Origin of the sequence: Membranihabitans marinus (assembly GCF_021729155.1) — a bacterium.
GTDB lineage: Bacteria > Bacteroidota > Bacteroidia > Chitinophagales > Saprospiraceae > Membranihabitans > Membranihabitans marinus.
Map to the genome: position 1 here is coordinate 67,426 of NZ_JAJQYA010000010.1, position 16,177 is coordinate 83,602.

Annotated in this window: 11 protein-coding genes; 6 read left to right on the top strand and 5 right to left on the bottom strand. The window is 38.0% G+C overall.

The window, feature by feature from the left end:
• Window position 1 precedes the first annotated feature (1 nt).
• The 6 genes from LVD51_RS08485 (at window position 2) to LVD51_RS08510 (ending at window position 9,610) form a co-directional block, all read left to right on the top strand.
• Window positions 2-1,528 carry a RagB/SusD family nutrient uptake outer membrane protein gene (locus LVD51_RS08485; RefSeq protein WP_236970789.1) on the top strand — a complete coding sequence of 509 codons (1,527 nt, stop codon included), beginning with the start codon at window positions 2-4 and terminating at the stop codon, window positions 1,526-1,528.
• 19 nt (window positions 1,529-1,547) lie between these two features.
• Entirely contained in the window at window positions 1,548-3,347 is a 1,800-nt protein-coding gene (locus LVD51_RS08490) for a LamG-like jellyroll fold domain-containing protein (protein WP_236970790.1), read from the top strand.
• A gap of 63 nt (window positions 3,348-3,410) precedes the next feature.
• On the top strand, window positions 3,411-5,369 hold the full coding sequence (locus LVD51_RS08495) for a glucoamylase family protein (protein WP_236970791.1): 1,959 nt from the start codon (window positions 3,411-3,413) through the stop codon (window positions 5,367-5,369).
• 16 nt (window positions 5,370-5,385) lie between these two features.
• Window positions 5,386-6,714 carry a glucoamylase family protein gene (locus tag LVD51_RS08500; RefSeq protein ID WP_236970792.1) on the top strand — a complete coding sequence of 443 codons (1,329 nt, stop codon included), beginning with the start codon at window positions 5,386-5,388 and terminating at the stop codon, window positions 6,712-6,714.
• Window positions 6,715-6,761: 47 nt separating this feature from the next.
• Complete coding sequence (locus tag LVD51_RS08505; protein ID WP_236970793.1) at window positions 6,762-8,759, top strand: DUF4886 domain-containing protein; 1,998 nt, start codon at window positions 6,762-6,764, stop codon at window positions 8,757-8,759.
• Between the two features lie 98 nt (window positions 8,760-8,857).
• Window positions 8,858-9,610 (top strand): carboxylesterase family protein, encoded by a 753-nt coding sequence (locus LVD51_RS08510; RefSeq protein WP_236970794.1) that lies wholly within the window; start codon window positions 8,858-8,860, stop codon window positions 9,608-9,610.
• Window positions 9,611-9,851: 241 nt separating this feature from the next.
• Here LVD51_RS08510 and LVD51_RS08515 read toward each other — a convergent pair whose 3' ends face one another.
• The 5 genes from LVD51_RS08515 to LVD51_RS08535 form a co-directional block, all read right to left on the bottom strand.
• Complete coding sequence (locus LVD51_RS08515; protein WP_236970795.1) at window positions 9,852-10,133, bottom strand: hypothetical protein; 282 nt, start codon at window positions 10,131-10,133, stop codon at window positions 9,852-9,854.
• Window positions 10,134-11,075: 942 nt separating this feature from the next.
• Window positions 11,076-11,423, bottom strand: coding sequence for a transmembrane 220 family protein (locus tag LVD51_RS08520; RefSeq protein WP_236970796.1), 348 nt, complete (start codon window positions 11,421-11,423; stop codon window positions 11,076-11,078).
• 11 nt (window positions 11,424-11,434) lie between these two features.
• Window positions 11,435-13,726: a TonB-dependent receptor gene (locus LVD51_RS08525; protein WP_236970797.1), complete on the bottom strand. Its 2,292-nt coding sequence runs from the start codon at window positions 13,724-13,726 to the stop codon at window positions 11,435-11,437.
• A 136-nt stretch (window positions 13,727-13,862) separates the two neighbouring features.
• Entirely contained in the window at window positions 13,863-14,522 is a 660-nt protein-coding gene (msrA, locus tag LVD51_RS08530; protein ID WP_236970798.1) for a peptide-methionine (S)-S-oxide reductase MsrA, read from the bottom strand.
• Between the two features lie 376 nt (window positions 14,523-14,898).
• A complete protein-coding gene (locus LVD51_RS08535) occupies window positions 14,899-16,038 on the bottom strand; it encodes an AI-2E family transporter (RefSeq protein WP_236970799.1) in 1,140 nt (379 codons plus the stop codon).
• Window positions 16,039-16,177 lie beyond the last annotated feature (139 nt).

Below are 16,177 nucleotides of genomic sequence, written 5' to 3' on the forward strand. Positions count from 1 at the left end.
CATGAAAAAGATTATCATATTTTCAATCATCATATTTTTGGGAACTCAGTCTTGTCATGACCGATTGTACGACTTAAGTGAAAACACCGTTCCCATTGAAGAAATCGATTATACAGATCCCAATGGAATGTTTGACCAATTAATTGGATCCTATGCAGCATTTCAAAGTCGCGGTTGGGAGCAGTTTCTTTTCTTAAGTGTGAGAGGGGATGATGTAAATGCCGCAGGAGATCAAGCTCCACTCCAAGAAACAGATGTATACGATTATAAAGTGACGTCTTGGATGTCTAATTCGATTTGGCAAACATTCTATAGAGATGTTTATCAATGTATTTCGGCGATAGAGCAGATAAGATTGTATGAAGAGAACATTCCGGGTTCCAGTCAAAAAGCAGAGGAATATATAGCTGAAATCAAAGTGTTGTATGCATTTTTACTTTTTCATGTGGATAGAAATTGGAATGATATTATTATTCCTCAAACCTCTGATCCCAATGAATTGAGGTTGTTGCCCATTAATACCCAAGAAGAGGTAATGGCTTTTATTTCTAATCTAATGGATGAGGCCATTCCTTATCTAAAAGATATGACGCCTGGACAACGCACTGATGTACCCGGTGGAGTGACTAAATACACCGCCTTGGCGATTAAGGCACTTGCCAATTTGGAAATTAAAAATTATCAAGAAGTGGCGGATGCGACGGGGGCCATTATCAATTCGGGGCAGTTTCAGTTATATGATGACTATTACAATTTGTTTAAGATCCCTGGTAAATTGAGTGATGAGAATTTACTAGAAATGCAGTATTCTGATTTCGGTCAAGGATCTGGAGATAATACCAATTTTAATTCTCAGTGTTTTGGTCCTACGAGTTGGAGTCCCAAGGTTGGGGATATTGCAGGGGGATGGGGATTTTTTGAGCCCAGTCTTAAGTATATAAAATTTTTATTGGACAGGAATGACGAACAGCGATTGCAGACCAGCATACTTTTCACGCCTAATGGGATTTCAAAAATTAAGGAAGATCCCGAGTACGCCAATCTTCCGAATTACATTTCAAATGAAACCCCATCTGGTGATGTGATCAATAATTCCGCAAGGGCATTGTTTTTTAGTGGCAAGCACTATGTTCCTTCTGAACAGTATACTCCAGGTAGAACCCGATGGGGTGAAAATAGAAATTATCCATGCATTCGTTATTCGGAGATTTTATTGATGTATGCTGAAGCGCTTACTCAAGGAGGGAGTGGTAATGCGGGAACAGCAGATCAGGCCGTGAATTTGGTTCGTGAAAGAGTAGGATTGGCGCCGATTTCTAATGTGACTATTGATCAGGTGTTAGATGAAAAATTTGCAGAATTAGGCCTGGAATGGGGGACTAGATTTTACGATTTGTTAAGACACGAAAAACTGGATGAGCTCAATTATGAAGGCAGGAGTTTTAACGCCAAGCTCAAATACCTTCCTTATCCTCAAGCGCAAGTGGATTTAATTCCACAATTGGCCGACCATAACAATATTGACTAAGCAAAATAGAATAATAATCATGAAATATATTTTCACAACAATACCCGGTTATTTTCTTCTTTTATTTTTGATTTCGCAGTTTTCCTGTGAATATGGAATTGATCCTATTACTCCGGTTGAAATGGGATTAGATGAATCTGCTCCACAGATTAATATTTCAAGTCCGCTCGAGGGAAATCAAATAAGAGTAGTAGAAGATATTACTTCGATTGATATAGAATTTGAAGTAACGGACGACATCGAGATTATGAGTATTTCAGTACTACTTGATGGTGATGAGATAGCCACATTTTCCACTTTCAAGGATTATAGACGATTTCTTGGAGCTTACACCTATGATCTATTAACCAATGGAGAACATGTATTGTCTGTTGTGGCAACAGATATCGAGGGAAAAGTAAGTACTGAAGAAGTTAATTTTCAAAAAGTAAGTCCTTATGTGCCTTTGTATTCAGGAGAGATTCTGTATATGCCGTTTAATGGCGATTTTCTTGATTTAATTACTTTACAATCTGCCAATAAAGTGGGTAATCCTGGATTTGGCGGAGAGAGTGTTATCGATAGTGAGAATGAGAACAGTTATAGCGGAGCATTGAATTCTTATTTGACTTTGCCAGCTGATCATTTTACAAAAACCAACGAATTTTCTGCTGTATTTTGGATGAAAATTAATCCAGAACCCAATCGGGCAGCTATGTTGGTTTTGGGACCAGAAGATACGGCCAATCCATCTGCAGCGAATGATAGAACCAAAGGGTTTAGATTTTTTAGAGAAGCAGCTGGGGACAAACAAAGATTTAAATTAAATATAGGAAATGGTGGGGGTGAGAATTGGTTTGATGGCGGTGCAGCCGCGGATGTAGATCCAAGCACCGATGAATGGGTTCACTTTGCCATCAGTATTGGTGCGGATAATGCCAAAGTATTCATCAATGGACAAGTTGTAAAAGAAGGTGATTTTGGTGGAATTGATTGGACGGGATGCAATGTGTTGTCCATTATGTCTGGAGCACCTAATTTTATTGGATGGAGCCATCTTTCGGACCATAGTTTAATGGATGAACTTCGCATATTTGATCGAGCGATCGGCAATGATGAAGTCGCCAGTATTATAGCTAGAGAATCTGGACAATTTGTAAGCACTTATACGCCTAAGTTTGATGGGGAGATTTTTTATCTACCTTTTGAAGGCGATTATCAAGAACAAATCAGCGGGGTAAGAGGGATGCCGGTAGGGAGTCCATCCTATGAGATGAATGGGAAATATGGCCAAGCTTACAAAGGAGCTATGGATTCCTATGTTACTTTCCCTACTTCACGGATTAATCACGATGAGGTTTCTTATTCATTCTGGTATAAAATTCAGGGAGATGAGGATAAGGAAGGGATAGTGACCATCAGTCCACCCGATCCGGATGCAGAAAAGCCAAATAAACGGACTTCGGGATTGCGACTGTTTCGAGAGGCCAACGATGAGAATTATATTTTCAAGTTAAATATAGGTACGGGAGCTGGTGAGGCTTGGTTTGTAAATGACGGTCTGAATATAGCCAAAGAAAGTATCAAGGATAAATGGCTTCACATAACCATGACTATTGGAGAAGGCAAAGCCAAAGTGTATTTCGATGGGGAATTGGTGAAAGAAGGGGATTTGAGTGGAATAGATTGGACGGATTGTGATAGGATGAGTCTAATGTCTGGTCAACCACGATTTGTGGAATGGGGTCTATTTTCCACGGAGAGTCAAATGGATGAATTTAGGGTGTTTGACAAAGTACTTTCGGCGGAAGAAGTGAAACTCGTTATGGCAGCCAATTAAATCATTGTACAAATTCGTTGGATCCGACTCCTTGAAGTTGTGATTAGATTTTAAAATCTTTCTATGTATTTATGTCTAAAATATATATTATTCATAGCCATGACGGTATCTGTTTGGGCTTGTGAAAAAAAAGCCGAAACGGAGCCTGAAGTTGCTGAAGAGCTTGGTCTGAGTTATATACGACTAGGTCAAAAATCTATTGTGGGTGGCGGAGAAGTATCTATAGCTGACGCAATAGTTATTGGGTTTGACCAAGAGGTCTGGCCGACTAATAACAGTCATTTTACTTTGGAAGAAAATGGTGTAGAGAAGTCTATCGAATTAGCGCAAGGACAAAATAAGAGAGAAATAATCTGTAGTGCAACGGATGAGTTTAAAGAAGGCCATTCCTATCGTTTTCTTATTCACTCCACTTTAAGGTCATTGGAGGGGGCTGGTTTTAAAGGAGGAGGGTATTCATTTACCATTTCGGTGGAACCACTTAAATTATTGACGGCCTCAAGTAATGGTTTGGTATTGGATATGAGAAAGCAGAATAAAGATATTTCACTGTCTTTGGACCTTCAACTAGAATTTTCTCATCCACTTTCTTTAGAAAATTTCAAGAATAATATTCATTTGGAAGATGGAGGAGAGCTGACGGTTGAGCAAGAAAGCGAAAATGCTTTTTTGGTAAAGACGACTGACCCGTTAGACTATTGGAAGAAAGTGAGTCTGGTCATTGACGAGGGATTGGGAGCGGAAGTTCATCGGCCTTTTGAGGAAGTGAAATTGGATTGTTTTACGGCATTGGATTCTACGGATAAGTTTCCTAGGATAACAGATGAAGCGCTACTGAATAAAGTACAACAACACAGTTTTGAATATTTTTGGTCTTTTGGTCATCCGGTAAGTGGAATGGCGAGAGAGCGAAATACCAGCAATGATATTGTGACTACAGGGGGGACTGGATTTGGTTTGATGGCTATGATTGTGGCGATAGAACGCGGATTTATCTCTAGAGAAAAGGGGATTCAAAGATGGGAGAAAATAGTGAATTTTTTGGAGACCGCAGATCGATTTCACGGAGCATGGCCTCATTGGCTCAATGGGAATACAGGAAAGGTGCAGCCTTTTAGTCAGCAAGACAATGGTGGGGATCTGGTGGAAACAGCTTTTTTAATGCAAGGATTGCTCACGGTTCAGGCTTATTTGAAAAACGAGGTGCCCAGTGAGACTGAGTTAATGGCAAAAATTCAAGGACTGTGGGAAGAAGTAGAATGGGATTGGTATACCAAAGGGGGAACTAATACATTGTATTGGCATTGGTCTCCGGATGGGGAATGGGCGATTAATCTACCTATTTCGGGACACAATGAAACGCAAATAGTTTATGTCTTGGCTGCTGCATCTCCGACACATTCGATTGCTAAATCAGTCTATGAAAATGGGTATAAAAGAAATGGAGCCTATAGAAATGGACAAAATTATGGGAACATAACCCTGCCTTTGGGCAATGATCAAGGTGGACCACTTTTCTTTGCACATTACTCGTATCTGGGATTGGATCCAAGAAATTTAAAAGAAGACAATGTCTCTTATTGGGATCAAAACAGGAGCCATACTTTGATCAATCGAGCGTACTGTATCGATAATCCCAGACAATATGTGGGCTATTCTGGTGACTGTTGGGGATTGACGGCTAGTGACAATCAAGAGGGTTATTCGGCCCATAGTCCAAACAATGACTTAGGAGTCATTACAGCGACTGCGGCCTTGAGTTCTTTTCCATATACACCGGAAGAATCTATGGCAGCCTTGCATTTCTTTTATTACAAGATAGGCGATCGCATATGGGGGGAATATGGATTCTATGATGCTTTTAATCCCGATATGGAGTGGTATGCTGACAGTTATTTGGCGATAGATCAAGGACCGATCGTGGTTATGATAGAAAATTACCGCAGTCAATTGTTATGGAACTTATTTATGTCTAATGTTGAAATCCAAAAGGGGCTCGAAAAATTAGAAATTTTATTTTAAAGATTATTCATTGGATATGAAAAGAATACTGGTTGTTATTGTTTGTATTGCATTTTTGGGGACGAGTTGTTCAACCCGCAACAAGGTAGAACACGATCGCGATTTTATAGATGAGGCATTGCTGACTCAGGTGCAACAGCAAACGTTTAATTATATGTGGGAAGGGGGAGAGCCTATCTCTGGTGGAGCAAGAGAGCGCATCCACATGGATGATATTTATCCGAGCAATGATGAAGATGTGATCACTTCTGGGGGTACAGGATTTGGGATTATGGCCATCTTGGTCGGGATAGAACGCGGATTCATTACACGAGAAGAGGGGTACGAAAGATTATTAAAGTTAACCGATTGGTTGGCTACGGCGGATCGGTTTTACGGTGTCTGGCCACATTGGTTTACGCCTGATGGTAAGGTTCGACCGTTTAGTCAATTTGATGACGGAGGAGATTTGGTGGAAACAGCTTTTTTGGCTCAAGGATTGATTACAGCCCGACAATATTTTATGGAAGGAAATCCAGGGGAAAAGGCTTTGGCTCAAAAGATGGATGAATTGTGGAGAGGTATTGATTGGCAGTGGTATACCAAAGGGGGGGAAGATGTGTTGTATTGGCATTGGTCGCCAAATCATGGCTGGAAAATGGATTTCGATGTACGCGGATACAATGAGTGTTTGATTATGTATGTTTTGGCTGCATCCTCACCTACCCATCCGGTATCAGCTGAAGTCTACCACAAGGGATTTATGTTGGATGGAGATATCGTAACTCAGGATTCTATGTACGGGATTCCGACCCTATTAAATCATTATGAAACCAATAATATGCATGTAGGTCCTTTGTTTTGGGCTCATTATTCGTATTTGGGATTGGATCCGAGAAATTTAAAAGATCAATATACGGATTGGTGGGCCATGAACCAAAATCATGCAAAAATACACTATCAGCATTGTCTTCAAAATCCATATGACTATCGCGGGTATTCTGAGGAATGTTGGGGGTTGTCATCTAGTTATTCCATTATGGGCTATGCCGGTCACAATCCACAGGAAGATTTGGGTGTAATTACACCTACCGCAGCCTTGAGTTCATTTCCGTATACCCCTGAAGAAAGCATGCGTTTTCTAAACTATATGTATACCAAGCAAGATAGTTTAATCGGTAAGTATGGGCCATATGATGCATTTAGCATAGAATCCAACTGGAGTCTGCCTCGCTATTTGGCTATTGATCAATTGCCTATTCCGGTAATGATTGAAAACTATAGAAGTGGTTTGCTATGGAATTTGTTTATGTCAGCACCGGAGATTCAATCGGGCTTAAATAAACTGGGTTTTACCACTCAATAATTAACATTAAAACGATTCGTCAATATTTATAATAAAATCAATTTCCAATGAAAAATATAAATGAATTTCGACTTATGCAAAATTGGCTTTCCCTGTTTATATTGGTTTTTTTACTCTTTGGATGTGAAAAAACAGATGGGGTAGAAGTTGAAAAGAATATTTACTTAAGCTTATCTCAGGCAACGGTAGCGGTAAATTCCAGTATTGTTCTAAATCCACATTTTGACGGTGCTATCCGTCCTCAGAAAATGTACAGTTGGGTTTCTTCGGATACATCGGTGATAAAGGTAGAAATGGTGGATGGTAGTCTCAGTGGTTTGGTGTCGGCTGTCGGTGAAGGCAGTGCAACAGCTACTATCGTATCGGACGACGGCCTAGTGAAAACGAGTTGTGAAATTTTGTCGACACAAATTACGGAGTCTGGAGTAAGTCTTCCACCTTCCCTATTGGCATATACGCAGGCAACGGTAACGGTGAAACCCAGTTTTCAAAATGTAGATGTTCCAACCAAAGCTTATAATTGGTCGGTAAGTCCCAGTACCGCTTTGAGCATTGAGGTAGACCCTGTGACCTATGAAGCTACTATTTTGGGTTTGGAGCCTGGTATGGCGACATTGACCATTGCTTCTACGGACGGCGATCTGTCGGCTAGTACTCAAGTATTGATCGAAGATGAAAATGATGGAATTTTAAAAGTTTTGGCGATTGGAAATAGTTTTTCAGAAGATGCCTTAGAGTCTCATTTGTATGGATTGGCTAAGGCTGTGGGTAAAGAAATAATTATTGGAAATATGTATATCGGAGGAGCCGAATTGTCCCTCCATGCCGAGAATGCTCTAAGTGATGGAGGCAATTATAGCTATAGAAAAATTGATTTAAATGGCAATAAAACCACAGTTGCCGGTACTTCTCTTTCGACTGCTGTTAAGGATGAAAACTGGGATTATATTAGTTTTCAGCAAGCCAGTTATAAATCTGGATTGTTTGAAACTTTTGGAAATCCTCTCACCGTTTTATATGACAAAGTAAAAGAAATTAACCCCAATGAATACACAAGGTATTTGTTGCATAAAACTTGGGCTTATGCTCAAAATTCGACCCATGAGGGATTTGCCAACTACAATCACGATCAAGGTGAGATGTTCGATGCTATTGTTGATGCCTATCGTCAAGCCAAAGATCTTATTCCCGTTTATGATGTTATTCCTGCCGGTACGGCCATTCAAAATGCGAGGACTACTTATCTTATGGATAACTTCACAAGGGACGGTTATCACTTAAATGATATGGGGAAATATATAGCCTCTTGTGTTTGGTTTGAAAAATTGACCAATGAAAGTGTGATAGGCAATGCCTATTTTCCGGATGGGATGATTCCTGTCAATGTTGAAATATCTCAACAAGCGGCCCATTTAGCCAATGAATTTCCAGAGGAAGTGACGGTTTTAGAAGATTATCAAAATTCTGGTGGGACGGGGATCTTGACGGCAGCCGTTTATATTGATTTTTCAACTTCTTCTAGTTCTCCGGGCTGGAATGGAATGACCAATTTTTTGGAAGATTCTTTTATTCCTAATTTATTGTATCCAGATAATTCCTTTACAGGTATTCAAGCTACCATAACCAAGAGATTTAATGCTGCTAGTAATTCAGCAGCTACGGTCACCAATACGGATTTTGATATGCCAGAGGAAGTTTCGCGAACATTTTATTACGGCAATGCTGGCAATGCATGGCTCGGCAGGGTGAACGATACGAGCGCTATAGAATTGAGTGGATTTAAGTCGGATGATGCCTATGAACTTTGTTTTTTTAGTTCTCGTAATAATATTAGCGATACCAGAGAAACCAAGTTTATTGTCCATGGAGAGGAAACCAAAACCGTGACGGTTAATTCTTCCAATAATTCAGATATGTTGGCCTGTGTAAGTGGGATGGTACCCGATGAAGATGGGGTGATAACGATAGAAGTTACCGCCGGTGATGTAAATGAAAATGCCAATAAATTTTTTTATCTATCCGCGATGAGGATTAGTCCAGAGTAGTTTTTTGAGAATTGTAAATTCATCAGAAAATAATACCAACAATTAGAATCGCATTTGGTATAAGTGTATAATTTATTTAATCTTTATTATTATCAAGTATGAAACAACTTATTTTATTAACTCTTATAACTTGTAGTGGTTTTATGGTTCATGCTCAAAATTCGGCGTTTGACACGACGGCATATGAAGCCAAAGAAATATCCAATGGAGAACACTCCTTAGGTTATCGGATATTGTATCCAAAAAAAATGGTGGATGGTCAAAAGTATCCATTGGTATTGTTTCTTCATGGAATGGGGGAGCGCGGCTCTGACAACTCTAGTCAATTGATTCATGGTGGACGTTTGTTTTTAGATTCATTAGAACAATATCCATCGGTGGTGGTATTCCCCCAATGTCCAATTACGGATACTTGGACGAATTTTAGATCATCGGAAGGAGGGCCAACCATCACTCCAAGTATGGAATTGATCTTGACTTTGATCGATGAACTCCTAGCGGAATCTTATATTGATCCCAATCGATTCTATGTTTCGGGGCTCTCCATGGGAGGTTATGCTACTTGGGAATTGTTGTGGCGGATTCCAGAGAAGATAGCGGTGGCATTGCCGATATGTGGAGGTGGAATAGTCGATAAAACAATACATATGACCGATGTGCCGATCTGGGCATTTCACGGTGCCGAGGACAATGTAGTTCCGACGAGACGGAGTATACAGATGGTGAAAGGAGTTCAACAAAATGGGGGTAAGGCTAAAATCACCATTTATCCTGAAGTGGGACATAATTCGTGGACCAATGCCTTCAATGAGCCTGAATATTTAAAATGGATGTTTGATCAAAGGAAATAGGCAGTGCCAATTTTATAGACGATTCTGATGGAGCTAGGGGTAGAGGGTATACTTAGTGTGGATTGAAATATTGACCGTCTGATAGTACTATTCAAGGTCAACTTTCAGTGTAGCCACGGCAAGTGAATAGGCCTATTTAGTATATAAAGTCATTTAATATTTTTTAGAAAAGTTCCATATATAAAAAGTATCAAGAAATACTTCTTGATCCATATGACTTAATCACCCTAATCAATGGTTATTATACATTAATAGGATTAACATATACTAGATAATACAATACTGCTAAGATGGCGAATAAGCTTGCTATTCCAATGACCAATAGCCGTTTGTTTTCAAATTTGTCATTTGTAATAATAACTCCAGCAGCACCAGCATATAACATACATTCTCCTATTGTAGAAAATAGTTCATTGCTAATCATTCGGAATTGAACACATAACATAATACCGATTCCAATCCAACCTACAATTTTACAACTCAATATCCATTGGCTATTTTTTAATGTTGTCGAAACTTCCATATAGTACGTATTATTTTGATTGATAAATTTATTATTTCAGTGATGGCTAGAGTGGGAAGCACATCCAATAGAGGTACCAGTAGTGCAACTAGTAAATAATCGGGCTACATTTTTAATCACAATGAGACTAAATCCTCTTTATTATTAGATTCTACCTTTCTATTGCAAGGCTATTCGATTTAATTCCTAAGAAGAGTATTTATTTTTCTTTCATTGGTATGAATAGATGAAGCCGTTTCATTTTCTCTATATTATAAGAAGTAAAAAAGGTCGGAAATAATCAATACCCTGGTTATAATGCTCTTCGGGAAATGAATTAATCTGTTTGTGTTTTGTCGTAAAAGTGCATTTAAATAAATATTAAGTGAGATAATTACAACAATATAATATAAAATTTTCATTTATTGCCATAATGCATTAAAAACAATTAGATCATATTGATATCTGTTTATTGTAGAGGAGAATCATATATAATTGAATAAAAGCCCATAATTCTATGCATAGGATAGGGATTTAGTCAGAATTATCCACAATAATGAAAAGTACTTTGTAAGGAATTATTCCATAGCAAAGATCGATATACGACTAGTTGCCTTTATAAGCTAGATTATTCGGTTCTGGACTTTGATATTAGATTAGAATTTAGCAAAACTATTTTGTGATTTAAGTGAATGAAGCGCCTTTTACCTTCTTCCATCCCAGATCTTCAGCCCCTACCTCTCTAATCTAACCTTTTTTATTCCCTTTAAAATATCGTAAATCGTGTTAAATACACATTGACTTCACTCCATAATTAAATTAGGGGCTAGCCGTATTTTATTTCCAGTCAGATCACAACTTCCAATGTCTTATGATGACTAGGGAAGCTTTACTCATGTGATATGAGTATGGAGAGAATATCACAAATAAGAAAATTACAAATGTGAAAATAGTCAGTAATGATTATTTTCGATAGAGTAAAAGGGCAAGATGAGTTATGCATATCAATAATCCACCGCCTTCTCTAACCAATTCTACGTACTTGGTTTCAGCCTTCATGGTTCCTGTAATGGTTGGAAATCCATCCATCACCCATCCTGTAATCGAAGGTACATATGAACTAAAGTACAATAGATAGACGATAAGCACCGCAATGGGAATGTAGGTGTGAAGTTTGTTGCGAAGATAGAATATGGTCAGTACACATGGAATAAGATAAATAATGATCCATAACCAAGGATCGGGATCATTCCATTGCACAATGGCCGCTAAAATTTCAATAATACAAAAGAAAATTAAAGTCCATTTCATAAGGTTGATATTTACATGCTAATAATATAACTTAACATCGGGATGAGTCCCAATTGATATTTATCGAAAGTTTTATCGAGAAAAGGATCAAAATATCTATAGGCCAGATTTTCTTTATTCAAAACATTGGACAAATCCATGCTTATCATTGAATATCTTTTGTCGTGATTTATTTTGTAGTAAATCCTAAAATAAGATCGCAGTACATTGGGCTGCTGAATGGTAAATTCACTGCCATTGACATATTTCGTGGTTTGAGCTGCTCTGGATGCCTCCTCATCAATGAGAGAAGTCCAGTATCCACCAGCATAGATCAATTGTAAATTGATTCCTAGGGTTTTGTTTTTTTCATGGTCAGACCAATCAAATTCCTTTCCTATGACTGCATTGAAAATAAATTGGGTATTGTATCTGGTGTTTTTCCAATCGTCAAAGGAAGGGTTTTTAAATTTTGAATCAAATAGGGAAGTGGAAATCCTGTAAAACATTCCATTGTTTAAATAATAATTATAGCTCATTTCCAAACCGTAATTTTTCCCCTTTCCAGTCGTCGACAATTCTTGAGAGGGATATTGCTCCAGTTGATTGAGAGCAGAAAATCCATTGTTGTCCACAGCGACGTCTGATAGTGATTCGTAGTAAAGTGTTGCATTGAAATGACTTTTGTCTAAATTAAAATCATAGGCAATGCTGGATTTCCAAGACGACATCATATCCAAACTAGCATTGGCCGCAGAAGAAAGTAGAATTAAATAGGTTTGCTGTTTGTGATGAATGCCGGAATTCAATGAAATTTTTTGATTCTGATCTAGGTATCGAAGAATTTGTATGCGGGGTTCTATGTCCGTCGATTGCGATGAAGTATTGTGCTGTAGACCTAGACTCAGTCCTATGGTCCAATAATCTTTAATGTATTTTATCTGCGAATACGGACGTATTAATCCTCCACTGGCATCATTGCCTAGGTTGGATAGGGTTTCTGTGGAATAATCCAAGTTGCCCGACCACAAAGTCATGCTTCCTCCATATAGCCATTTCCAAGAAGGGGAAATAGATTGTTCGATCTTGGTATCAAAACCGTATTTGGCTAGACTAGAGTGATCTTCACTTTTTCGAGAAGGCAAATCGTTGTAAAAATCAGAGCGATCATCTGATCTGCCAGACACGACCATGGTCGAATGCCAGTTGCTTCCATTTTTTAATTGATGATTTACCGATAATCCTAAAATGCCTATTTTAGAATTATAGTCTATGGTTTGAAGATCTTTTTCTACTTCTCTGAGACTGTCGACTTGACCTTCAAATAAATTGCTATTGTCTCCACCAATGGCGAAAAATTGCCACTGTGTTCGTTGGTTTTGTTTGAAAGTTAAGTTCAATGACAAATCTTGGTAATTAATGGTTTCTCCTCCAAAATCAACTCCCAATTTACTCAACAAACCTACAGTTGAATATCTATAATTAGCGACATAACTCAATCGATCACTTAGTGGACCATTGAGGGCTAGATCGATGCCATTTAATCCGGCTTGACCGGTAAAATGCATTTTGTCCTCACTGCCAGATTGAAAATAATAGTCCAGGCTTCCCGCCGTGGACTGGCCTATTGATATGGGCTGAACACCAGTGTGAATCCTGCTCTCGTCCAATAACTGTGCACTTATCATGCTTACTCCACCTCCATTGGCGGTTGGACGGTCGGTCGCTGTACCGGCATTGGCCAGATGATTGGGATTGACGATTTCTACTCCTTGAATATAATAATTCATATTGTTCGGACTATTGCCTCGAATGGAAAGATTATTGGCTTGGTCGTTGTCATTTAATACCCCTGGATAGACTGTAGCCAATCGAGCCGGATCATAAAAGGTGGCTGGAAATCGACGGACTTGTTCCTGAGTCATTACATAAATACTGGAAAGAGTAGATATGGGTTGACCATGATTTCCCGCCTTGATGACCACTTCTTCTAAAGGTATAGTAGTGGGACTCATTTCAAATACCACTTCCTTGGTATCGATGTGCTCAATGGCATATTCTGGTATTTTGACCATTTTATATCCGATAGAAGAAAGGTGGACTTGGTAAATGCCAAAGGGAATATTTTTAATCACAAATTTGCCTATTGAGTCCGTGATGGCATTGTAACTGCCATTGCTATTTTCTAGTACAATGGTCGCATAGGGTAGACCATCTAGACTATTTTGGATTCTTACTTCACCAGTGAAATCGGTTTGATTATTTTGTCCAAACATTAAAATTGGGAAAAAAATGAATATCAAGAAGCGAATATCGATGGTCATAATATTATTTTTGGAGAATAGGTAAACCTAGGCAATATTCGCAATTAACCATGAATTTTCCAAGTAATATTCCCAGTCTAACCCAATTTATATTGTATCTAAGAGCTGAGCCATGATGACCAGTAAATCAGTGATATTACGGCTGTTGTTTTAGTAGTGATTTATAGTTTTTTTCAAATTTCTCAACCTTGGGTCTGGTCACATTTTGAATGTAAGGATTGCCGGGGTGAGCGGGGTAGTAGTCTTGGTGATAATCTTCCGCTTCATAAAATTTGGAGAATTCAGTAACCTCAGTAGCAATGACTTGATTCCATTTGCCGGATTCATTTAAATCTTCAATGTATTGATCGATGATGTCTTTCTCCGTTATATTTCGATAGAATGCTATGGAACGATATTGACTACCTACATCTGGTCCTTGACGATTGACTTGTGTTGGGTCGTGGGCTGCCATAAAAAACACTTCGAGCAAGGTCGGAAAATCAATGGTAGTGGAGTCGTAGTAAATTTGAATGGCTTCCGCATGCCCAGTAAGTCCAGTACCTATGGTTTCATAACTGGGGTTGTCGGTTTGACCACCTGCATAGCCAGATATTACTCGGTTTACCCCATTGAGTTTTTCAAAAATAGCTTCCGTACACCAAAAACATCCACCAGCCAAGGTGGCTATAGATTCGCCTTCCATAACTATGGTTTGAGTGGAATTAGTCATCATTTTCCCTGAAGAACTGCCATTGTCACATTGTAATATAAGACCGATAATGGGTGATAATAGATAGAAAAGTGTAAGTTTCATAATCGTTGCTGAATTGAATTGTTTAATAGCCAATATACTTATTAATACAATTATATAATTTTTATTGTTGCAGAATAGATTATTTCTTATTGAGGAATTTGCAATATTGTGATCTAATTTTGAATAATCGAAATTATTGAATCAAATATTTTTTATTAAATTATAATTCACGTTCAAATATTTTTTAAAATTTCCACATAATAGTTTGTTTAGAATTTTTTAACAATTGTATTACAGAATAACTATCACAAAAGTTAGGTCTTTGTAAATTAATTATTTATATTTGATTAATCAATCTAGTGAAATTTCTTGTTTTGCTAGTTTGACCATGTTGATCTTAAGTGAGTATAATTTCAAGGGGGGCCTTAAGTGTATCTTAAGGCTCTTTTTTATTGGTAGTCTTAGATAGGTAATTGATTAATCGATATTTTTCCTGATCGTATTCCCGTAAAAACATATTTTTATTTTTGGCTAAATCCTTATCCAACAATAGTCCAAATGGTTTGAGAAGTTCTATATGATCAAATAGAATTCTAATAATAGCAATTACTGGTAAGGCAATGACCAATCCAGCTAAACCCCATGTCAATCCACCAGCTACCATAGCTACAATGGCTGCAAAAGGATTGAGTTTCATCGTCCCCCCGACCACCTTTGGAGTAATGATATTGCCCTCTATCTGTTGAATGACTTGATAGATAATAACCACTCCTAATGGCTTCCACAGTGAATCTTCAGTGGCGAATGCATAGAAAAAAGGCAGGGTTCCACCCAAAGTTGTACCGATGTAGGGAAATATGGTGAGTACTGCCGCCAATGCTCCCCATAAAATGGGATATCCTATGCCCAAAAGCCAAAGGCCTAAACTATTTAAAATGGCTAAGATGACCATGACCAATAATCGACCCAAAAAATATTGTTGACTTATCTTGCTAATACTGTCGAGCAAACCGAGGATTTCACCTCTATTGGACTTTGGAAATTGACTGATAATAAAGTTTCGAAACGCATCCTTATACAAGAGAATGAAGAATATATACACCATACAGATTAAGGACTGCAAAAGAAAAGCAGAAGAACTGGACAAACCTTTTGAAAGAAATGAGGTCGGTAATTCTACGATGAGAGCGATTTGGGAATCTATCCAATCTCTTACCACATCGGTGCTCAGGTTGAATTTGTCGGCTACAAAATAATTGATCTTGTTGATGCCATTGGTAAGCTGGGTTTTGATCTCAGATAATTCAGAAAAAACTTGATATATCTGTAAAGAGAAAAAATAGGTGATTAATCCTAGCGATCCTAAAATAGTGAGAAAACACAATACTATGGATAGCCAATTAATTTTTAGCATCCGGTTGAAAAAATTATATAGGGGAAGAATCAGCAGGGATAGAAAAATAGAAAAAATAATGGGGGTTAAAAAAGTCTGCCCATAAATAAATATTAGCCATAGAATGACGACAGATACCAAGATACTGCTCAATTTGGTCCAATTAAATATGTGGTTAGTCATGGCTTTAAAATTTTCAAATAAAGTAACAATTTTAATGCAACTTTTAAATAAAAAAAACTCTATGTGTGCTTATTAAAATAGAATTTCAAATATATTTACTAGACATTGTTGTTTTATGCAATAATATCTGGCATAAAAA